The 19,476-nt window shown below is 61.9% G+C and carries 20 protein-coding genes and 1 pseudogene; 13 read left to right on the forward strand and 8 right to left on the reverse strand.

Annotated elements, in window-relative coordinates; all coding sequences use genetic code 11:
* Positions 1 to 6: 6 nt before the first annotated feature.
* The 8 genes from BLL38_RS18125 to ppnP all read left to right on the forward strand — a co-directional run bounded on the left by BLL38_RS18125 (position 7) and on the right by ppnP (position 9,291).
* Positions 7 to 1,785, forward strand: coding sequence for an acyclic terpene utilization AtuA family protein (locus BLL38_RS18125; RefSeq protein WP_076963787.1), 1,779 nt, complete (start codon positions 7 to 9; stop codon positions 1,783 to 1,785).
* Positions 1,786 to 1,797: 12 nt separating this feature from the next.
* On the forward strand, positions 1,798 to 2,685 hold the full coding sequence (locus BLL38_RS18130) for an SDR family oxidoreductase (RefSeq protein ID WP_076963788.1): 888 nt from the start codon (positions 1,798 to 1,800) through the stop codon (positions 2,683 to 2,685).
* 3 nt (positions 2,686 to 2,688) lie between these two features.
* Positions 2,689 to 4,305, forward strand: coding sequence for a geranyl-CoA carboxylase subunit beta (gene atuC, locus BLL38_RS18135; RefSeq protein ID WP_076963789.1), 1,617 nt, complete (start codon positions 2,689 to 2,691; stop codon positions 4,303 to 4,305).
* 20 nt (positions 4,306 to 4,325) lie between these two features.
* Positions 4,326 to 5,483 (forward strand): citronellyl-CoA dehydrogenase, encoded by a 1,158-nt coding sequence (atuD, locus tag BLL38_RS18140; protein ID WP_032862768.1) that lies wholly within the window; start codon positions 4,326 to 4,328, stop codon positions 5,481 to 5,483.
* Positions 5,484 to 5,500: 17 nt separating this feature from the next.
* The gene (locus tag BLL38_RS18145; RefSeq protein WP_076963803.1) at positions 5,501 to 6,262 is read left to right on the forward strand and encodes an enoyl-CoA hydratase/isomerase family protein; all 762 of its coding nucleotides are present in this window, start codon (positions 5,501 to 5,503) and stop codon (positions 6,260 to 6,262) included.
* 148 nt (positions 6,263 to 6,410) lie between these two features.
* Positions 6,411 to 8,345, forward strand: a complete 1,935-nt coding sequence (locus BLL38_RS18150; RefSeq protein WP_076963790.1) for an acetyl/propionyl/methylcrotonyl-CoA carboxylase subunit alpha — start codon at positions 6,411 to 6,413, stop codon at positions 8,343 to 8,345.
* 70 nt (positions 8,346 to 8,415) lie between these two features.
* Positions 8,416 to 8,958 carry a 3'-5' exonuclease gene (locus BLL38_RS18155; protein WP_032862770.1) on the forward strand — a complete coding sequence of 181 codons (543 nt, stop codon included), beginning with the start codon at positions 8,416 to 8,418 and terminating at the stop codon, positions 8,956 to 8,958.
* A 48-nt stretch (positions 8,959 to 9,006) separates the two neighbouring features.
* Positions 9,007 to 9,291, forward strand: coding sequence for a pyrimidine/purine nucleoside phosphorylase (ppnP, locus tag BLL38_RS18160; RefSeq protein WP_076963791.1), 285 nt, complete (start codon positions 9,007 to 9,009; stop codon positions 9,289 to 9,291).
* A 63-nt stretch (positions 9,292 to 9,354) separates the two neighbouring features.
* Here ppnP and BLL38_RS18165 read toward each other — a convergent pair whose 3' ends face one another.
* Together BLL38_RS18165 and BLL38_RS18170 are read right to left on the reverse strand one after the other, a co-directional pair.
* Positions 9,355 to 10,161 carry an MOSC domain-containing protein gene (locus tag BLL38_RS18165; protein WP_076963792.1) on the reverse strand — a complete coding sequence of 269 codons (807 nt, stop codon included), beginning with the start codon at positions 10,159 to 10,161 and terminating at the stop codon, positions 9,355 to 9,357.
* 109 nt (positions 10,162 to 10,270) lie between these two features.
* Positions 10,271 to 11,206: a chemotaxis protein CheV gene (locus BLL38_RS18170; protein WP_032862773.1), complete on the reverse strand. Its 936-nt coding sequence runs from the start codon at positions 11,204 to 11,206 to the stop codon at positions 10,271 to 10,273.
* A gap of 551 nt (positions 11,207 to 11,757) precedes the next feature.
* Between BLL38_RS18170 and BLL38_RS18175 the strand changes: the two genes are divergently transcribed.
* The 3 genes from BLL38_RS18175 (at position 11,758) to BLL38_RS18185 (ending at position 14,091) form a co-directional block, all read left to right on the forward strand.
* Complete coding sequence (locus BLL38_RS18175) at positions 11,758 to 12,204, forward strand: hypothetical protein (protein ID WP_076963804.1); 447 nt, start codon at positions 11,758 to 11,760, stop codon at positions 12,202 to 12,204.
* A 337-nt stretch (positions 12,205 to 12,541) separates the two neighbouring features.
* Complete coding sequence (locus tag BLL38_RS18180) at positions 12,542 to 13,435, forward strand: sensor histidine kinase (RefSeq protein WP_076963793.1); 894 nt, start codon at positions 12,542 to 12,544, stop codon at positions 13,433 to 13,435.
* Positions 13,432 to 14,091 carry a response regulator transcription factor gene (locus tag BLL38_RS18185; RefSeq protein ID WP_032862776.1) on the forward strand — a complete coding sequence of 220 codons (660 nt, stop codon included), beginning with the start codon at positions 13,432 to 13,434 and terminating at the stop codon, positions 14,089 to 14,091. Before BLL38_RS18180 ends, BLL38_RS18185 begins: the two co-directional genes overlap by 4 nt.
* Here BLL38_RS18185 and yegS read toward each other — a convergent pair.
* The 3 genes and pseudogenes from yegS to moaB form a co-directional block, all read right to left on the reverse strand.
* A pseudogene (yegS, locus tag BLL38_RS18190) lies at positions 14,053 to 14,977 on the reverse strand (lipid kinase YegS); the annotation flags it as partial. The gene BLL38_RS18185 and the pseudogene yegS sit on opposite strands and share 39 nt — an antisense overlap.
* 87 nt (positions 14,978 to 15,064) lie before the next feature.
* The gene (locus tag BLL38_RS18195) at positions 15,065 to 16,291 is read right to left on the reverse strand and encodes a molybdopterin molybdotransferase MoeA (RefSeq protein ID WP_090412751.1); all 1,227 of its coding nucleotides are present in this window, start codon (positions 16,289 to 16,291) and stop codon (positions 15,065 to 15,067) included.
* Entirely contained in the window at positions 16,275 to 16,814 is a 540-nt protein-coding gene (gene moaB / locus BLL38_RS18200) for a molybdenum cofactor biosynthesis protein B (protein WP_029298095.1), read from the reverse strand. Before moaB ends, BLL38_RS18195 begins: the two co-directional genes overlap by 17 nt.
* A 76-nt stretch (positions 16,815 to 16,890) precedes the next feature.
* Between moaB and mobA the strand changes: the two genes are divergently transcribed.
* Together mobA and BLL38_RS18210 are read left to right on the forward strand one after the other, a co-directional pair.
* Entirely contained in the window at positions 16,891 to 17,493 is a 603-nt protein-coding gene (gene mobA / locus BLL38_RS18205) for a molybdenum cofactor guanylyltransferase MobA (RefSeq protein ID WP_076963795.1), read from the forward strand.
* An 80-nt stretch (positions 17,494 to 17,573) separates the two neighbouring features.
* Positions 17,574 to 17,795, forward strand: a complete 222-nt coding sequence (locus tag BLL38_RS18210; RefSeq protein ID WP_029298091.1) for a YgdI/YgdR family lipoprotein — start codon at positions 17,574 to 17,576, stop codon at positions 17,793 to 17,795.
* Between the two features lie 70 nt (positions 17,796 to 17,865).
* Here the strand turns inward: BLL38_RS18210 and BLL38_RS18215 are convergent, their stop codons facing one another.
* The 3 genes from BLL38_RS18215 to BLL38_RS18225 all read right to left on the reverse strand — a co-directional run bounded on the left by BLL38_RS18215 (position 17,866) and on the right by BLL38_RS18225 (position 19,453).
* Complete coding sequence (locus tag BLL38_RS18215; protein WP_076963796.1) at positions 17,866 to 18,756, reverse strand: pseudouridine synthase; 891 nt, start codon at positions 18,754 to 18,756, stop codon at positions 17,866 to 17,868.
* Positions 18,757 to 18,805: 49 nt separating this feature from the next.
* A complete protein-coding gene (locus tag BLL38_RS18220; protein ID WP_032862791.1) occupies positions 18,806 to 19,141 on the reverse strand; it encodes a hypothetical protein in 336 nt (111 codons plus the stop codon).
* Positions 19,142 to 19,216: 75 nt separating this feature from the next.
* Entirely contained in the window at positions 19,217 to 19,453 is a 237-nt protein-coding gene (locus BLL38_RS18225) for a glutaredoxin family protein (protein ID WP_032862783.1), read from the reverse strand.
* Between the last annotated feature and the right edge of the window lie 23 nt (positions 19,454 to 19,476).

The following is a 19,476-nucleotide window of genomic DNA, read 5'->3' on the forward strand; positions in this document are numbered from 1 at the left end:
CGTCCCATGGACAAGACCGTTCGTATCGGCTGCGCCAGTGCATTCTGGGGCGACACCTGCACCGCCGCCGCGCAGTTGGTGCACGGCGGCGCCCTGGATTACCTGGTGTTCGACTACCTGGCGGAGGTCACCATGTCGATCCTCGCCGGGGCGCGGATGAAGGATCCCCAGGCCGGCTACGCGACGGACTTTGTCGAAGTGCTTGCGCCATTGCTCGCCGATATCCAGCGCCAGGGCATCCGCGTGATCAGTAACGCCGGCGGCATCCACCCCCAGGCCTGCGCCGCGGCATTGCAGGCTGCCTGCGACCAGGCACGGGTGCCGCTGAAAATCGCCGTGGTGCTGGGCGACGACCTGCAACCGCAGTTCAAGCAACTGCAGGGCATCAACGATATGTTCAGCGGCGCGCCGTTGCCGGCGATGTGCGTGTCGACCAATGCCTACCTCGGCGCGCCGGGCATCGTCCAGGCCCTGCAACTGGGCGCCGATATCGTCATCACCGGGCGCGTAGTGGACAGCGCGGTGGTCAGCGCGGCCCTGGTGCATGAATTCAACTGGTCGTGGCAGGACTACGACCGACTGGCCCAGGCCGCGCTGGCCGGGCATATCATCGAATGCGGCGCGCAGTGCACCGGCGGCAACTTCACCGATTGGCACGAGGTGCCGGACTACGAGCACATCGGCTTCCCGATTGTCGACGTCAGCGCCGACGGCCAGTTCACCGTCAGCAAAGCTGCGGGCACGGGCGGGTTGATCAGCGAACTGAGCGTCGCCGAACAACTGCTGTATGAAATCGGCGACCCCCGCGCCTATCTGCTGCCGGATGTGATCTGCGACTTCAGCCAGGTCACGCTGGAGCAACAAGGCGAAAACCGCGTACGCCTGCGCGGTGCCAAAGGCCTGGCGCCGACCGATCAGTACAAAGTCAGCGCCACCTACCCCGACGGTTTTCGCTGCACCGCCAGTTGCCTGCTGGCCGGCATGGATGCGGTGGCCAAGGCCGAGCGGGTCAGCCAGGCGATCATCAACAAGACTTCGCAACTGTTCAGCCAGCGCGGCTGGGCGCCCTATACCGAGGTCAATATTGAATTGCTCGGCAGCGAAGCCACCTACGGCGCCCACGCCCGGCGCCAGGATTGCCGCGAGGTGGTGCTCAAACTGGCGGTGCGCCACCCGAACAAACAAGCGCTGGTGCTGTTCGCCCGGGAAATTGCCCAGGCAGCCACCGGCATGGCGCCGGGCCTGACCGGCATAGTTGGCGGCAGGCCCACCGTGTATCCGCTGATCCGCCTGTTTTCGTTCCTGATCGATAAGCGCGCCTGCACCTTGAGCGTCGACTTCCAGGGCCAGTCCCACCCCTGCGAGCTGCCTGCCACAGCGGCCCTGGGCACGCCCCACACACCGCTCGACCCACCCAAGCCCGAAGGCCGTGCCGATGCCAGCGTGCCCTTGGTCAAACTGGCCGTGGCGCGCTCCGGTGACAAGGGCAATCACAGCAATATCGGGGTGATCGCGCGCCGCCCCGAATACTTGCCGTGGATCGCTGAGGCGTTGACGCCCGAGGTGATCGTCGACTGGATGAGCCACGTCCTCGACCCACTGCATGGGCGCGTGGAACGCTGGTACCTGCCCGGCAGCCACAGCCTCAATTTCCTCCTCGAAAACGCCCTGGGCGGCGGCGGTATCGCCAGCCTGCGCATCGACCCACAGGGCAAGGCCTTCGCCCAGCAACTGCTGGAAATACCGGTTGCCGTGCCCCGCCACCTCGCCGATCAACTCAACTAAGGGACTCTCGCCGTGGCCTTCGACTCGATCTTCAAAGCCGACCTGTTCCTGGGGCAGACCATTATCGTCACCGGTGGCGGCAGTGGCATCGGCCGTTGCACCGCCCATGAACTGGCAGCCCTCGGCGCCCATGTGGTGCTGGTGGGGCGCAAGCCGGAAAAACTGCAAGGTGTCGCCCAGGAAATCAGCGATGACGGCGGCCGCGCCAGTTGGCAGGCCTGCGATATTCGTGATGAAGAAGCGGTCAAGGCGCTGGTCAGCCAGATCATCGAAGCACACGGGCCAATCCACGGCCTGGTGAACAACGCAGGTGGCCAATACCCCTCGCCCCTGGCGTCGATCAATCAAAAAGGCTTTGAAACGGTGCTGCGCACCAACCTGGTGGGCGGTTTCCTGATGGCGCGTGAGGTGTTCAACCAATCCATGAGCAAACCTTCTTTGGGAACAAAAGGCGGCGCCATCGTCAACATGCTGGCCGATATGTGGGGCGGCATGCCTGGCATGGGCCACTCCGGCGCGGCACGCTCGGGGATGGACAACTTCACCAAGACCGCCGCGTTCGAGTGGGGCTACGCCGGGGTGCGGGTCAATGCCGTGGCGCCAGGCTGGATCGCCTCCAGCGGCATGGACACCTACGAAGGTGCGTTCAAGGCGGTGATCCCGACCCTGCGCGAGCATGTACCGCTCAAGCGCATTGGCACCGAGTCGGAAGTCAGCGCGGCGATTGTGTTCCTGCTCAGCCCCGCCGCCGCGTTCGTCAGCGGCAGCACCCTGCGCATCGACGGCGCCGCCAGCCTGGGCAGCCGTGCCTGGCCGCTGCACAAGGCGCAGGCGCCGAGCCCGTCCTTCAATGGTTTTCACCGCGCCTACCTGCCGGATGTACTCAAGGAGGGCCAATAAACCATGCCGGTCATCGACTCCCAACTCGACGCCCACAGCCCGCAGTTCGCGCAGAACCGCGAGGCCATGCTCACCGCCATCAACCACCTGCGCCAACTGGAACAGAACCTGTTGGACAAGGCCGCCGAAGCCAAGGGCAAGTTCGACAAACGCGGCCAACTGCTGCCCCGCGAACGCCTGAACCTGTTGCTCGACCCCGGTGCGCCCTTCCTCGAACTGGCGAGCCTGGCCGGCTACAAGCTGCACGACGACAAGGACGGCAGCGCCGCCGGTGGCGGCTTGATTGCCGGTATCGGCTATGTCAGCGGCGTGCGCATGCTGGTGGTGGCCAATAACAGTGCGATCAAGGGCGGCACGATCTCGCCATCGGGCCTGAAAAAATCCCTGCGCCTGCAACAGATCGCCATGGAAAACAAACTGCCGGTGGTGACGCTGGCCGAAAGCGGCGGCGCCAACCTCAACTACGCCGCCGAGATTTTCGTCGAAGGTGCGCGCAGCTTTGCCAACCAGGCACGGATGTCGGCCATGGGCCTGCCGCAGATCACCGTAGTCCACGGCTCGGCCACCGCTGGCGGTGCCTATCAGCCGGGACTTTCGGATTACGTGGTGGTAGTGCGCGGCAAGGCCAAGCTGTTTCTGGCCGGCCCACCGTTGCTCAAGGCGGCCACTGGCGAAGTGGCGACGGATGAAGAGCTGGGTGGCGCCCAGATGCATGCGCAAACCGCCGGTACCGCCGAATACCTGGCCGAAAATGATGCCGATGGCGTGCGCATCGTGCGCGAGATTGTCAGCCTATTGCCGTGGGACGACCGGCTGCCGCCTATACAGGTGCGGGCCTACGCCGAGCCGCTGTATCCGATTGAAGAGTTGCTGGGCCTGATCCCCGACGACCCGAAAAAGCCCTACGACGCACGGGAAATCATCGCGCGCATCGCCGACGGCTCCAACTTTCTCGAATTCAAGGGCGAGTACGATCCCCACACCGTCTGCGGTCACTTGCAGATCCAGGGCCGCGCCTGCGGGTTTATCGGCAACAACGGCCCAATCACCCCCAAGGGCGCGAGCAAGGCCGCGCAGTTTATCCAGCTGTGCGACCAGAGCCAGACCCCGCTGCTGTTCTTCCACAACACCACCGGTTTTATGGTCGGCACCGAATCCGAACAACAAGGGGTGATCAAGCACGGCGCGAAGATGATCCAGGCGGTGGCCAATGCCCGCGTGCCCAAGCTGACTGTGGTGGTCGGCGGTTCCTACGGCGCCGGCAACTATGCGATGTGCGGCCGCGGCCTGGACCCGCGCTTTATCTTTGCCTGGCCCAACAGCCGCACCGCTGTGATGGGCGGAGCCCAGGCCGGCAAAGTGCTGCGCATTGTCACCGAGGCCAAGCAATTGAAAGACGGCCTGGTGCCCGATCCCAAGATGCTCGACATGCTCGAACAGGTCACCGCACAGAAACTCGATAGCCAGTCCACGGCCCTGTATGGCAGCGCCAACCTGTGGGACGACGGGCTGATTGACCCACGGGACACCCGCACCTTGCTGGGTTACCTGCTGGATATCTGCCAAGAGGCCCAGGTGCGCCAATTGCAACCCAACAGCTTCGGCGCCGCGCGCTTTTAACGATCAGGAGAACAATAAAAATGATCTTCACCCAGGAACACGAAGAGCTGCGTCGTACCATACGGGCTTTTGTCGACCGCGAGATCAACCCCCATGTCGACGCATGGGAAAAAGCCGGGCGCTTCCCGATCCACGAGATTTTCCGCAAGGCCGGTGACCTCGGCCTGCTGGGCATCTCCAAGCCCGAGAAGTTCGGCGGCATGGGCCTGGACTACAGCTACTCCATAGTCGCCGCCGAAGAGTTCGGCACCATCCACTGCGGCGGTATCCCGATGTCCATCGGCGTGCAGACCGATATGTGTACCCCGGCCCTCGCACGTTTTGGCTCCGATGAGTTGCGCGAGGAATTCCTGCGCCCGGCCATCAGCGGCGAACAAGTGGGCTGCATCGGCGTCTCGGAAACCGGCGCCGGCTCCGACGTGGCGGGCTTGAAAACCCACGCGCGCAAGGATGGCGACGACTATGTGATCAACGGCAGCAAGATGTGGATCACCAACTCCCCCAGTGCCGATTTTATCTGCCTGCTGGCCAACACCTCGGACGGCAAGCCCCATATCAACAAGTCACTGATCATGGTGCCGATGAACACCCCCGGTATCAGCGTCAGCCCGCCCCTGGAAAAGCTCGGCATGCACAGCTCGGAAACTGCCCAGGTGTTTTTCGATGATGTGCGCATCCCCCAGCGCAACCGCATCGGCCATGAAGGCGCGGGGTTCATGATGCAGATGCTGCAATTCCAGGAGGAACGGCTGTTTGGCGCAGCCAATATGATCAAGGGCCTGGAATCGTGCATCGACAGCACCATCGCCTACTGCAAGGAGCGCCAGACCTTCGGCAAGGCCTTGATCGACAACCAGGTGATCCACTTCCGCCTGGCCGAACTGTCCACCGAGATCGAATGCCTGCGTGCGCTGGTCTACCAGGCCACCGAGCAATACATCAAGGGCCAGGACGTGACGCGGCTGGCCTCGATGGCCAAGCTCAAGGCCGGGCGCCTGGGCCGTGAAGTCAGCGACAGTTGCCTGCAATACTGGGGCGGCATGGGTTTTATGTGGGACAACCCGGTGGCCCGCGCCTATCGCGATGTGCGCCTGGTATCGATTGGCGGCGGTGCCGACGAAATCATGCTGGGGATCATCTGCAAACTGATGGGCACGCTGCCGGGTAAAAAGTCGTGAATGCCTGCGAGACGCTGATGCTGGAGCCGCACAACGGCGTGCTGCATGTCACCCTCAATCGCCCGCAGAGCCGCAATGCCATGAGTGTGCAGATGGTCAGCGAGCTGCGCACGGTGCTGGCGGATGTCGCGCGTAACGAGCAGGTGCGGGCATTGGTGATCAGCGGCGCCGGTGGGCATTTCTGTGCCGGCGGTGATGTAAAGGACATGAGCCGTGCGAGCAGCCGCGAGGGCTTGCGAGATCTGAACCGGGTGTTTGGTGCGCTGCTGCAAGAGGTCCAGGCATTGCCGCAGGTGGTGATCGTGGTGTTGCAGGGTGCGGTGTTGGGAGGTGGTTTTGGCCTGGCGTGCGTTAGCGACATTGCGATTGCCGATCACCAGGCGCAGTTCGGCTTGCCGGAAACCAGCCTCGGCGTGCTGCCGGCACAGATCGCACCCTTTGTGGTGCAGCGTATCGGCCTGACCCAGGCCCGGCGCCTGGCGTTGACGGCGGCGCAGTTTGACGGGGTCGAGGCGCAGCGCCTGGGGGTGGTGCATTTTGTCGAGCATGATCCCCAGGGGTTGGCGCAGCGCCTGGATGAGGTGTTGGGCCAGGTGTTGCGTTGTGCGCCGCGTGCCAATGCCCGGACCAAGGCGTTGTTGCTCCAGAGCCTGGATCAGCCATTGGAACTGCTGCTGGATCAGGCTGCCGATTGGTTTGCCGAAGCAGTGACCGGGGAAGAAGGCATTGAGGGAACACGGGCGTTTGTCGAGAAGCGCAAGGCCAGGTGGGTGAGTTGATCTTGAAAACGCCACATCCCCTGTGGGAGCTGGCTTGCCTGCGATGCGGGCACCTCGGTCTGTCAGGGATACCGAGGTGATGCAATCGCAGGCAAGCCAGCTCCCACATAAGCCAACACCTGCGCAACCAATCAAACAGGGACCGAACATGCCCAGCTTCAATAAAATACTGATCGCCAACCGCGGCGAAATCGCCTGCCGGATCCAGCGCACCGCCCAGGCCCAGGGCTACCGCACCGTGGCAGTCTATAGCGAGGCCGACGCCAACGCCCTGCACGTCCACATGGCCGACGAAGCCGTCAACATCGGCCCAGCCCCGGTGCAGCAGTCCTACTTGAACATCCCGGCGATCCTCGACGCCGCGCGCCTCACCGGCGCCGATGCGGTCCACCCCGGTTATGGCTTTCTGTCGGAAAACCCCGAGTTCGCCAAGGCCTGCATCGCCGCCGGCCTGGTATTCATCGGCCCCAGCGCCCACGCCATCGAACTAATGGGCAGCAAGCGCCTGTCGAAAATCGCCATGCTCGCCGCGGGTGTGCCGTGCATTGCCGGCTATCAGGGCAGCGCACAAGACGACGCCACCCTGCAAAACGAGGCCGAACGCATCGGCTACCCGCTGATGATCAAGGCCAGTGCTGGCGGCGGCGGACGCGGCATGCGCCTGGTGCATACGCCTGCGCAACTACTAGAACAGTTGCACACCGCACGCTCCGAAGCCCTGAACGCGTTTGGCAGCAACGAGCTGATTCTGGAGCAGGCGTTGATTGCGCCACGCCATGTGGAAATCCAGCTGTTCGGCGACGCCCACGGCAACCTGATCTACCTGGGCGAGCGTGATTGCTCGGTGCAGCGCCGCCATCAGAAGGTCATCGAAGAAGCGCCCTGCCCGGTCATGACCGCCGAGCTGCGCCAGGCCATGGGCGAGGCGGCGCTCAAGGCTGGGCGCGCGGTGGAGTATGTCGGTGCTGGCACCGTGGAATTCCTGCTGGACCAGAACGGGCAGTTCTATTTCCTGGAAATGAACACCCGCCTGCAGGTGGAACACCCGGTTACCGAACTGATCACCGGCCTGGACCTGGTGGATTGGCAACTGCAAATCGCCGCCGGCCTACCCCTGCCGTTGCGCCAGGAGCAGGTGACGCTGACCGGCCATGCCATGGAGGTGCGACTGTACGCCGAGGACCCGGCCCAGGGTTTCTTGCCACAAACCGGCGAGGTACTGCGCTGGGAGCCGGCGGCCGGCGTCAGGGTCGACCATGGCTTGCAGGCCCCGCAGCACATCAGCCCGTTCTATGACCCAATGCTGGGCAAGATCATCGCCCATGGCGCCACTCGCGAAGAGGCGCGGCGCAAGCTGCTGCGCGCGGTGCAGGACTGCGTGTTGCTGGGGGTTCCCAGCAATCAGCGGTTACTGGCGGACCTGCTCCAGCATCCACAGTTTGTCGCGGCAGATTTCAGCACCGGGTTTATCGCCGAACACTTCAGCGATATTGCCCGCCCCGCCATCAGCGAAGAAGCGCTGGCACTGGCCGCCGCCCTGTTCTATCGGCACAGCTCGGCAGTGCATCGCCCGGCCCTGGCGGGCTGGCGCAACAACGCCAACGTGCCCTGGACCTGCCGCCTGGGCATCGATGAACACCGTCACGAGGTCAGCGTGCGGCTATTGGCGGACGATCATGTGCAAGTCGCCAACATCGATATACACATCCGCCACAGCGACGGGCGTTGGGCCAGCCTGGACATCAATGGCGTTCGGCGACGGGTTGCCTATCACCTGCAAGGCACCCAGCTCTGGCTGTTGCACGCCGGCAACAGCCTGTGCGTGAGCAATCAGACACAAACCGTGGCCAGTCGTGAAACGCCAGCCAGCAACGGTACGGTCAAGGCGCCGATGGACGGGGCCATCATTCTGGCGCAGGTGCGCGAAGGCGATAGGGTGAGCAAAGGCCAACTGCTGCTGGTGCTCGAAGCCATGAAAATGGAGCACCCGCTCAAGGCGGGCATCGACGGTGTGGTCAAGGCCATTCACGTCACCGCAGGCGATCAGGTGCGCAATCGCCAGGTATTGCTGCAGATCGAGTAGCCCTGGGCGGAACTACCAGGCTTGGCTACGCTCTATCCCCATCAGAAAGGGATGAGTACGGGAACCTGCGATGCCTCATTGGCTGATTATTGATCTTGAAGCCACAACGGATGAAGGCGGCTGGCCCGTGTCGGAGATGGAAATCATCGAAATCGGCGTGAGCCTGGTCAACCGTCAAGGCCGCGAACTGGATCACTTCCAGCGTTTCGTGCGGCCGTTGCGCCGCCCGCTGTTGACGCCGTTCTGTCGCCAGTTGACGCACATCAGCCAGGCCAATATCGACAGCGCTGCGCCGTTGACCGAGGTCTGGCCGCTGTTCGAACGCTGGCTGGGCCAGCATCATTCGCGCCTGGAAGGCTGGGCCAGTTGGGGCGACTACGATCGCCAGCAACTGGAGCTGGAGTGGCAGCGCCATGGCTTGGCCAGTGTGCTTGGCCAGACACGCCATGTGAACCTCAAACAACGCTTCGCCAAGGCCCGGCGCCTGGACAAGCCGCTGGGGCTCAATGGCGCGTTGCAACTGGCGGGCATGCAGTTCAACGGCCAGCAACACCGGGCACTGGAAGATGCGCGTAACACGGCACGCTTGCTGCCGTTGATTTTGCCCGTGTAGAAGGCATACTGGCCGGCCTTTCTTGCCCCTTTTTTCGAGGATTCACCCATGTTCAAAGTCAATGAGTACTTCGACGGCACCGTCAAGTCGATCGCTTTCGGTACCCCGGAAGGCCCGGCGACCATCGGCGTCATGGCACCGGGTGAATACGAATTCGGCACGGCCCAGCGGGAAATCATGCACGTGGTCTCGGGCGCGTTGAGCGTCAAGTTGCCAGGTAGCGATGCCTGGGAAACCTTCGCCGCCGGCAGCCAGTTCAATGTGCCTGCCGACAGCAAGTTCCAGCTCAAGGTGGCCGTGGACACTGCCTACCTGTGCGAATACCGCGGCTAAGCCTTTACCCCGCGCAAAAAAATGCCCGTCTCTGTGAGACGGGCATTTTTTGTGAAGCCTGGTTTACTCCAGGATCGTCACCGGCATGCCGACTTCCAGGCGGCCAACCCCGTCATTGACCAGGTTCTGGCCGAACATCACGCCATCGGGCTCTTTACGGTAGGTTTCCAAGGTTGCCAGCGGCTGACGGTCAGCACTGCGCTCACCGGTTGCCGGGTCGATGGTGGTGAGAATGCAACGGGAACAGGACTTGACCACCCGCAACTCCACATCGCCAATGCGGATACGCTTCCAGCCATCCTCGGCAAAGGCCTCGCTGCCTTCAATCACCAGGTTGGGGCGAAAGCGCAGCATTTCCATGGGCCGACCGATACGCTGCGACAGATCGTCGAGGGACGCCTGGCCAATCAGCAACAACGGAAAACCGTCAGCGAACGCAACCTGGTCATCATCCTTGCCGTAACCAGCCGCCGTGGTACGCGCGCGCTCCAGGGGCACCTGTACCAGCCGGGTCGGTTTGCCGATAAAGTCGCTGACCCAGCGTGCCGCTTCATCGCCGGCATCGGGAACCCGCAAGGTGTCGCGCCAAATGGTGACACCACGCAACTCGGCGTCAGCGCCGGGCAACGCCACCTCCAGGGTGGGCCGGCCGGCCCCGCTCAAGGTCAGGCCACCGCTGGCATTCCAGAGTGCCGACAGCTGGCTCATCTGCGCCACCGCCCGCTGGGTCAGGAAACGCCCGCTGGCCTCATCCACCAACATCCAGCGTCGATCCCCGTCCAGCCCGAGTTTATCCAGGCCGATATGCGCCAAGGTTTCTGCCTTGCCTGACTTCAAGGGGTACCGATACAACGCACTGAGACGAAGCATGAGCCTGGGTTCCTGTGAGCAAAAACGTCACCCTATACGAGGCCGCTGGCAGAATCAAAATATCCGCTGGCATTCGAGGCCACCATCACCTGTAGGCCCCGGCAGGGGATCAGGCCGGGACTTCATCCAGCATCAGGCGCTGGCGCACCACGTCCACCAGTTTGTCGGGCTGGAACTTGGAGAGGAAGTTGTCGCAACCGACCTTCTTCACCATCGAGTCGTTGAAACTGCCAGACAACGAGGTGTGCAGCACCACATAGAGACCGCGCAGGCGCGGGTCGTTGCGGATCTCGGTAGTCAGGCGGTAACCGTCCATCTCGGGCATTTCGGCATCGGTGAAGATCATCAACAGTTTGTCGGTCATCACCACACCGCTGTCCGCCCACGCCTTGAGCATGTTCAACGCCTTGAGGCCGTCACTGGCGATATGCATCTTGACCCCCAGTTGCCCCAGGGTGTCGCGCAGTTGCGACAAGGCCACATTGGAGTCATCTACCAACAGCACTTCGCGGCCACGGGCCCGTTCGAGCACCGGGTCTTCGAGCTTTTCCCGGGAGACCTTGGCGTTGTAGGGCACGATCTCGGCAAGGACTTTTTCCACGTCGATGATCTCGACCAACTGCTCATCCACCTTGCTGATCGCCGTGAGGTAGTGCTGGCGCCCGGCGCTGGCCGGCGGCGGCAGGATCGACTCCCAGGTCATGTTGACGATACGGTCGACGCCGCCCACCAGGAAGGCCTGTACCGAACGGTTGTACTCGGTAACGATAATGGTGCTGTTAGGCCCCGGCACCAGCGGGCGCATGCCGATGGCCTGGGACAGGTCGATCACCGGCAAGGTCTGGCCGCGCAGGTTGACCACGCCGCAGACAAACGGGTGGCGCTGGGGCATCAGCGTCAGCTTGGGCAATTGCAGGACTTCCTGCACCTTGAACACGTTGATCGCGAACAGCTGGCGCCCTGCCAGGCGAAACATGAGGATCTCCAGGCGATTCTCACCCACCAATTGCGTGCGTTGATCTACCGTGTCGAGAATGCCGGCCATTGAAGACTCCTGGGGTGCGCTGAAAGATTTGCTGCTTACTGGAAGAGGTTATCGGCAAACAGTGCCAGACCTTGACCCCGCTAAAATGCCACGCAAATGCATTGATGTCACACTGACATCATGCTTTACTGAAGTCATCTCACTGCCAGCCCGTCAGCCACGCGTGACCCTCAAAACACCACGAGGTTCCACGCCATAGGGGATTCCCCTAGTCACAATCGGGTCCAACCTGATATTCGCGATATCCAATAGCCATTAATGTGACGCCATTCTCATTGCATGAATGGAGTCAGGCTTTTGTTTGCTATCGCAAGCCCACGGCCCAAGGGCCTTCCAGGCATTAACACCTGGGCAATCGAAGTGATGCGAATGCCTCTGGATGTTTCTACTGCAAGCAGCGCCAGCAGTCACGACGCTCATCAGTCAAATAAAAGTACTACTAAAAAATCAGAAACGAACTACAGATTTCGGTCATATTTCGGCGCTAGTTTGCAGCTATTACGCCAGTACTACATCTCACTATCTGACCGTATGTTGTGGAGACTTTCATGATGAACGACGGTAAAGAGTGGCAAGATGCACTTCCCGAGTTCCTTCTGGAGGCCGAAATGCTGCTGGCCAAGTCGGAGGAATGCTTGAGCCACCTGCATTTGATCCGCAACGACAACGATGCCATCGACTGCATGAAAAACAGCCTGACCCGGCTGGCCGAGAAAGCCGACGCCATGGCGCTGGAAGTCATCGGCAATTTTTCGCGGCATATCCAGGCCCTGATCAGCAATGCCCAAAACCCGGTGCAACTGCATGATGCGGCGCTCTCAGCCCTGCATGACTGCCTGACATTACTGGCCTGGCAATTGGAATTGATCGATTTCAAGACCGGCAAGCTCAGCCTGGATGAAGCGGAACAAACCACGCTGATTGAAACCGTCGCCCGGCAGATCCCACAGAAGGACATTGGCAGCGCCTATCGCCAATCCATGCCCCACGCCTCCTGAACAGGCCTCGCGGTTAATCCGGGCATGCCAGTGGGTGCCCAACTAGTGCCCGAGCAGGTATTTAGCCAGCCAACTATCAATGAGCCAGCATTGGTAATAACGATGCAAGACAAGATTAATAATACAACTAGCCACCGTTGAACTAAGCACCGTTCCAGGCGACCAGCGGTAATTGTTGATGCTACTATTGCCGCGCTCGAAGTGGCTGACCGGCATGCTGTAAAAACCCCGAGAACGCCTTCGAACTCTTATCAGACTCAATATGCTTTTCAAACAGAGCCCAGTCAGCGGTCGTGACCGGTCTACCCGCAGCGAACACCCATCGGCTCCATCTGCTATGTACACCAGCCCCAAGTCACTCATCGCCAGGTTCGGATCCCGAAGCAGTACCCGCTGGATCACGCTTGGCCTGTGCCTGTGCGCGACCCTTGTCAGCCTGTGGGTATATGCCCACCAGGCTCCGCTGCCGATACTCCTGCTACTGCTCAACCTCGCCATCCTGGCCGCCGTTGGCCTGCAGCGTTGGCGCTCGCGCAAGTCCATCAAGTTTCAACCCCAGGAATTGGCAGACCGCCTGTTGCAAGTCCAGGAAAACGAGCGTCATCGCCTTAGCCGCGAACTGCATGACGATATCGGTCAACTGCTGACTGCCGCCAAGCTGCAATGTGACTGGCTCCAGCGTCGCCTGCCGGCAGAGTTGCAGGAGCAGTGCAATGTGCTGTGTAACACCCTCAACGAAACCCTGGCCAAGGTGCGCGACGTCTCGGCCATTCTCAACCCCCGGCAGTTGGCCAGCCTGGGCCTGGAAGCAAGCCTGCGCGCGCACCTGCTCAAGACCCTGGAAAACACCCCTGTGCACTGGAGCCTGGAATGCCAGCAACGCCTGGCCGGAATTCCGGAAGAGATGGCGGTGGCGGCCTTTCGTATCACCCAGGAGGCCGTGACCAACATGCTGCGCCATGCCCAGGCACGCAACCTGCTGGTGCGCCTGCAACGCCTGCCCCAGGGGTTGTCGCTGTTTATCAGTGATGACGGCCAGGGATTCTCGCCCGCTACCGACCCCGGCCTGGAGGGGCAACGAGGCATGGCGGGCATGTCCGAGCGCATTGATCAACTGGGAGGCACGTTGTCCGTCAAGAGCCAACCCGGCTTCGGGACACGGATCGAGGCGCTTTTCCCCTGGGCGCCCCGCGCCCTCGAACGGGCCAGTACGCCTAAGGTTTTAGAGTGACCTGCAATTTACTCCTGGTGGATGACCACGCACTGATCCGGGCCGGCGTGCGTGCGCTGATCCTCGATATCCCCGGCTACGCCGTGATCGGCGAAGCCAATGATGGCGCGCAGGTGCTGGCACAATTTACTGCCTTGCAGCCCGATATCGTCCTGCTGGACCTGTCGATGAAACACACCAGCGGCCTGGATGCGTTGCAGCAACTCAAGCACGCCTACCCCAAGAGCAAAGTGCTGATCCTCTCGATGCACACCGACCCGCAGTTGATCATGCGTGCCCTGGAGTCAGGCGCCCACGGCTACCTGCTCAAGGACACCACCGCCAACGAGCTGGAGCATGCGTTGCTGGCCCTGCGCAATAACGAGCGCTACCTGAGCCCGGCCATCGCGCACACGGTGATCAACCAGGCCTTGATCCACAGCCAGTCGCAAACCACGCAGCCGGTGCAGCGCCACAACCTGACCGCACGCCAATTGGAAATCCTGCGCCTGATCGTGCGCGGTAAGTCCACCCGGGAAATTGCCCACGGCCTGGGCCTGAGCATCAAGACCGTGGAAGCTCACCGCTCGCAAATCATGAAGCGCCTGCAGATTTTCGATGTCGCCGGCCTGGTGCTGTTTGCCGTGCGCGAGCAGATCATCAGCCTGGACGATTAGCCAGCAACGGTGAGTCCAGCGGCAAGTGCACCTGCAAGGCCTTGGGCAAGGCACGAAAGTGCAGATCATTGCCTTTGAGCGGTTCGCCATCGAGGTTGATATCCAGCCCTTCGGCCACCTTGATTTCCACCCACGGCAGGCGTGCCCGCACAAACAGGTTGTCCAGGCCCCAGCCGTCGGTCATCAGGCTGCGCAAGGTGCCGACCACTTCCTGCGGTGCCGGCAGAATGCTGATATCCAGCAAGCCATCATCGGCCAGCGCGCCCGGACACAGTTCATGCCCGCCACCGGCCTGGCGACCGTTGCCGATCCCCAGCGCCAGCAACTCACCGCGCCAATGAAAGTCCGGCCCCACCAGTTCCCCGTAGGCCGCCCGCAACTCGCTGAAACGCGACAGGCCGGTAAACAGATAGGCCGCGCCGCCCAGCACCTTTTTCAGGTCCTCGGAGGTGTTGGCCGTGACCTGGCTGCCAAAGCCGCCGGTAGCCATGTTGAGGAAAACCTGCCCGCCCACTTCCCCCAGGTCAATGGCGTGCGGCGCAACGTCCAGCAGTTCCAGGGCCAGGTGCGGCTCCAGCGGCACACCGGCCGCACGGGCGAAGTCATTGGCGGTGCCCAGGGGCATTAGCACCAGGCTGGCGTCAGTCTTGGCGCGGGCCATGGCCTCGGCCACATCGCGCAACGTGCCGTCGCCGCCACCCGCGATCAAGCGTGTGTAACCAGCCTCCAGGGCCTCATCCACCAGGCGCTGGGCATCGCCGCCCTCCCAGGTGACGCGAACTGCCAGCTCCCAGCCCTGCTCACGCTTGCCTTGCACTGCCGCCCGCACGTCTTCATTGAGGGCTTGCTTGCCGTGCAGAATCAGCAGTGCCTTGGGTGTGCTCATGGAGTGAAGCTCCTATCGTTGCAGGGGACCTGAGGGATGTTGACCTTCGGCAAGCGGAAAAAAGCCATTGGGCTGTCAATTAATTTTTCAGCCCAGCAGTTCACTCAGGGGAATGAAGTTAACCCGGTCACCGATGGCCAATGTGGTGCCTTCCAGGACTTCTACCAAACCCTCGGCCCAGGCGGCACTGCGCAAGACACCGGAACTCTGGTTCTGGTAGATCACCGCCCGCCCTTGCTCAAGGCGCCCGCGCAGGTATTCGCGACGATTGCCCGGTTTGGCCCAGACGAATCCCACCGGCACCTCGAAACGCAGGGGCTGCACCGCTTCGACACCCTGGCGGCGCAGCAGGTAGGGCCGTGCCAGCAGGGCGAACGTGACCAGGGTGGACGCCGGATTCCCCGGCAGACCGATCACCGGCACACCGCGAAAATGGCCGAATGTCAGCGGTTTACCAGGCTTGATCGCCAGCTTCCACAAGGCCAACTCACCCTCCTCGCGTAGAGCGATACCGAGGAAGTCGGCCTCCCCCACCGAGACACCGCCGGTAGACAGAATCAAGTCCACCGCCCTCAGTGTGCCCAGGCGGGTACGGGTCAACTCCAGGTCATCGGGCAAGATACCGGCGTCGATCACCTCGCAGCCCAGGCGTTGCAACCAACTGCACAACACTCGGCGGTTACTGTTGTAGATCTGCCCCGGCCCCAACGGCAGGCCCGGCTCGATCAACTCGTCGCCCGTCGACAACACCGCCACACGCACGCGGCGCACCACAGGCAGTCGGTCGCGCCCCAAGGAGGCTGCCAGGCCCAGTTCAATCGGCCCCAGACGCGTGCCGGCAGCCAGGACTTCTTCACCGACAGTCGTCTCCTGGCCTTTGGGGCGGATGTTTTGCCCTGGGTGCAGCGCCTGGGTAAAGCTCACGCGCTGATCGGGCTGCACCTCGGCGTTTTCCTGCATTTCCACGCAGTCGGCCCCTTCGGGTAGCGGGGCGCCGGTGAAAATCCGCGCACAGGTACCTGGCGCCAAGGGCTCAGAGGCCTGGCCGGCGAAGATGCGCTGGCTCACTACCAGCGGTTCCCCCGCCCAATCGGCGGTGCGCAAGGCGTAGCCATCCATGGCACTGTTGGGCCAGGGCGGCAGGTCGAGGGTGGACACCAGCGCCTCGGCCAGCACGCGCCCGTCGCACTCGGCCAAGGGCAGGTGTTCCTGCTCACGGATCGGCGCAGCCTCAGCCATGCTCAACAGCCGCTCAAGGGCCTCTTCCACGGGCATCAACGCACCGGTTTTACCGGGCTTATCCACGAGATTCACACGGTTCGGCGAGCTTGAGGTGCGGCACGAAATTGCACGGGCGATGGCGCGCATCCAACTGTTCGGCGAGGATCCCGTCCCAACCGGTACGCACCGCATTGGTGGAGCCCGGCAGGCAGCACACCAGGGTGCCATTGGCCAGGCCGGCCAAGGCGCGGGACTGTACGGTGGAGGTGCCGATATCGGCGACCGATATCTGCCGGAACAGCTCGCCAAACCCGTCCACTTGCTTGTCCAGCAAGCAACTGACGGCTTCCGGGGTGCTGTCGCGACCAGTGAAGCCGGTGCCGCCGGTGATCAGTACCACTTGCACCACATCCTCGGCGATCCAGTGCGCCACTTGCGCACGGATTTTGTAGAGGTCATCTTTGAGCAGTACCCGTTCGGCCAGGCGATGACCCGCCGCGAGCAGGCGGTCGACAAAGACCTGCCCGGAGGTGTCGGTTTCCAGGGTACGGGTGTCGCTGACGGTCAGTACAGCGATGTTCAGAGGTACGAAAGGCGCATCAGCCTTGGCTTTCATGGCTCGGTCCGGTTGTCGAAGGAACAGCCCGATGTTATATCACAGCCCCCTATTTCGCTGCCCCTGCGGAGCCGTCATGCCATTCAATTCTTCGCCCCTGCCCTGCTCGATCCTGTTGTTGGCCGGCGGTCGCGGCCAGCGCATGGGCGGGCTGGACAAGGGCCTGCTCGACTGGCACGGGCAACCGCTGATTGCCCATCTGCACCAGTTGGTGCGGCCGTTGACCGACGACCTGATCATCTCCTGCAACCGCAATCAGGCGCAGTACGCCCCCTATGGCGACCAGTTGGTGAACGACGACAGTGCAGACTTCCCCGGTCCCTTGGCCGGCATCCGCGCCGGGCTGGCCGCCGCACGCCATGAGCACTTACTGATATTGCCCTGTGATGTGCCGCACATCGATGGGCAACTGCTGGTCGACCTGCTCGAAACCGCACGGCAACACCCACTGGTGCCGGTGATGATCCGCCACGGCGCGTTCTGGGAACCTTTGCTCTGCGTCATACCGACGCATCTGCGCGAGGCGGTAGAAAACGCCTGGCTGGCCGCAGAGCGCAGCCCGCGCCAGATCCTGCTGAAACTGGGGGCACAGGCTCTCGATTGCGCAGAAAACGACCCGCGCCTGGCCAACCTCAATACGCCAGAGTTGTTGCACCCACGCCCTGGCGTGTCAGAATGAGCGCTAGACAAGGAACTTTGCCGACGTTGCACACGTCACAAGGTCAGAACTCAATACAGCATTACTCTCGGAGAAGACTCATGACCCAACGGACCATCGCCGCTCTCATGCTTGCACTGGGCCTTGCTACCCTCGCCGGTTGCGCCTCGCCAACAGTGATCACCCTGAATGACGGTCGCGAAATCCAGGCTGTCGATACCCCTAAATTCGATCAGGATTCGGGCTTCTACGAATTCGAACAACTGGATGGCAAGCGCACCCGCATCAACAAGGATCAGGTTCGCACCGTTAAAGACCTGTAAGTCTTAACGCCAGATACAACAAAGCCCGCTCAAAAGCGCGGGCTTTGTTGTATCTGGCGTGTGGCAAACATCACCACTCAAGCTTGATCCTGCTGCTGAAACTGCGCTCCTCGCCCGTCACCGGGTCGATAAACCGTACGCCCTGGGCCAGCAACTTGAGCGGGTTGGCGTAGTCATCCACGGCATCCTTGATAACCTGGGGGTAAAACGGGTCATTGCAGATACTCGCGCCCAGCGCCGTCATATGCACGCGCAGTTGATGCTTCTTGCCCGTCACCGGAAACAGGCCATAGCGCCACAGGTCACCGTTCTTTTCGCGCACCTGCACTGCCGTTTCCGTGTTGCTCACACCGGGCCCTTCCTGCATGCGGAAAAACGGTTCGCCATCGACCAGGCGGCTCTTGTGGACTAACGGAAATGTCAGCGCAGGCAAGGCCGGTGCAATAGCTTCGTAGAATTTATCGATCTGGCGGGTGGGGAACAGTTGCTGATACGTCGAGCGACTTTGCGGGTTGGCAGAGAACAGCACCAGCCCAGCGGTATGGCGATCGATCCGATGCAGCGGTACCAGTGACGGGTTGTCCAGGCGGCGGATCAAGCGACGCAGCAGCGTCTGCTCGACGTATTCGCCGGCGGGAGTAACGGGCAGGAAATGCGGTTTGTCGGCCACCACCAGGTGCTCATCGGCGTACAGGATGGTCTCCTGCACCGGGATCGGCTTTTCATCCGGCACTTCGCGAAAGTAGTGGATGCGCAGGCCTTCCTTGTAGGCCAGGTCCACACCGATAGGCTGGCCATTGCCATCCAGCACCCGACCACGGGCGATACGGTCCAGCCACTGCTCGCGGCCGATAGCGCGAAAGTGCCCGCACAGGCAATCGAGCACCGTCACCCAGGAGCCAGGTGGCAAGTACAACGTACTGGCTTGGTTCTGGGCCGCGGAAAAACCGGTATCGGACATGCACACACTCAAGACTTGAAAAACCAAGGGGGCATTATCCCGCAAATCCTCAAGCCTTGACCAACTCGGCCCGCAGTACCGGCGAGGCACTGGCCGCCTCGGTGAACTCCTTGAGCCAGCGCAGTACATCCACCGCCTCCCAGCGGCCAGGGTCATAGAGCGCATACAGCAAACCCTGGTAACCCACTACATCCAGTTGCTTGTGATAACCGGCGCGCTGGAACAGCGCCTCGATTTCGGCAAAGCAGGTATTGAAATGCACTTTGTTGAACGGCGTCTTGCCTTCCGTGACCAGGCCATCGAGCCGCAGTTCATTCACAGCATCGCGCACGATATCGACGGACATGCGGTTGACGCTGCTTTTCAATTGTTCAACATTCACCACGGGTGTTCCCTCTCACTCAATCGCTGTACAAACATACAGTAACCGAATAATCAGCAACCTGCCATGGGATTAGCGCTAACGTAGAAAGGCAACCACTTGCTCAGTGTCGAAAGGCCAATCCAGTTCCGCCCCGGTATCTACCCGGCGCAGTACCGGAATCCTTAGGCCATAGGCTTCGAACAGGGTTTCGGATTCACTGATATCCATCAGCTCAACCAACAGTCCGTGTTCGACCAACGGCATGATTTCTTCTTCGGCAAGCTCGCAAAGGTGGCAGGCCAAGGTGCCGAACAGCTGGCATTCAGGAGGCATGATGAACAGACCCGATAGAAAAC

This window comes from Pseudomonas gessardii (genome assembly GCF_001983165.1).
GTDB classification, from domain to species: Bacteria; Pseudomonadota; Gammaproteobacteria; order Pseudomonadales; family Pseudomonadaceae; genus Aquipseudomonas; species Aquipseudomonas gessardii.

Coding starts and splice junctions, on each gene's coding strand:
- BLL38_RS18125 (WP_076963787.1), top strand. CDS start 7: ATGGACAAGACCGTTCGTATCGGCTGCGCCAGTGCATTCTGGGGCGAC.
- atuC (WP_076963789.1), top strand. CDS start 2,689: ATGCCGGTCATCGACTCCCAACTCGACGCCCACAGCCCGCAGTTCGCG.
- atuD (WP_032862768.1), top strand. CDS start 4,326: ATGATCTTCACCCAGGAACACGAAGAGCTGCGTCGTACCATACGGGCT.
- BLL38_RS18145 (WP_076963803.1), top strand. CDS start 5,501: ATGCTGGAGCCGCACAACGGCGTGCTGCATGTCACCCTCAATCGCCCG.
- BLL38_RS18150 (WP_076963790.1), top strand. CDS start 6,411: ATGCCCAGCTTCAATAAAATACTGATCGCCAACCGCGGCGAAATCGCC.
- BLL38_RS18155 (WP_032862770.1), top strand. CDS start 8,416: ATGCCTCATTGGCTGATTATTGATCTTGAAGCCACAACGGATGAAGGC.
- ppnP (WP_076963791.1), top strand. CDS start 9,007: ATGTTCAAAGTCAATGAGTACTTCGACGGCACCGTCAAGTCGATCGCT.
- BLL38_RS18165 (WP_076963792.1), bottom strand. CDS start 10,161: ATGCTTCGTCTCAGTGCGTTGTATCGGTACCCCTTGAAGTCAGGCAAG.
- BLL38_RS18170 (WP_032862773.1), bottom strand. CDS start 11,206: ATGGCCGGCATTCTCGACACGGTAGATCAACGCACGCAATTGGTGGGT.
- BLL38_RS18175 (WP_076963804.1), top strand. CDS start 11,758: ATGAACGACGGTAAAGAGTGGCAAGATGCACTTCCCGAGTTCCTTCTG.
- BLL38_RS18180 (WP_076963793.1), top strand. CDS start 12,542: ATGTACACCAGCCCCAAGTCACTCATCGCCAGGTTCGGATCCCGAAGC.
- moaB (WP_029298095.1), bottom strand. CDS start 16,814: ATGAAAGCCAAGGCTGATGCGCCTTTCGTACCTCTGAACATCGCTGTA.
- mobA (WP_076963795.1), top strand. CDS start 16,891: ATGCCATTCAATTCTTCGCCCCTGCCCTGCTCGATCCTGTTGTTGGCC.
- BLL38_RS18210 (WP_029298091.1), top strand. CDS start 17,574: ATGACCCAACGGACCATCGCCGCTCTCATGCTTGCACTGGGCCTTGCT.
- BLL38_RS18215 (WP_076963796.1), bottom strand. CDS start 18,756: ATGTCCGATACCGGTTTTTCCGCGGCCCAGAACCAAGCCAGTACGTTG.
- BLL38_RS18225 (WP_032862783.1), bottom strand. CDS start 19,453: ATGCCTCCTGAATGCCAGCTGTTCGGCACCTTGGCCTGCCACCTTTGC.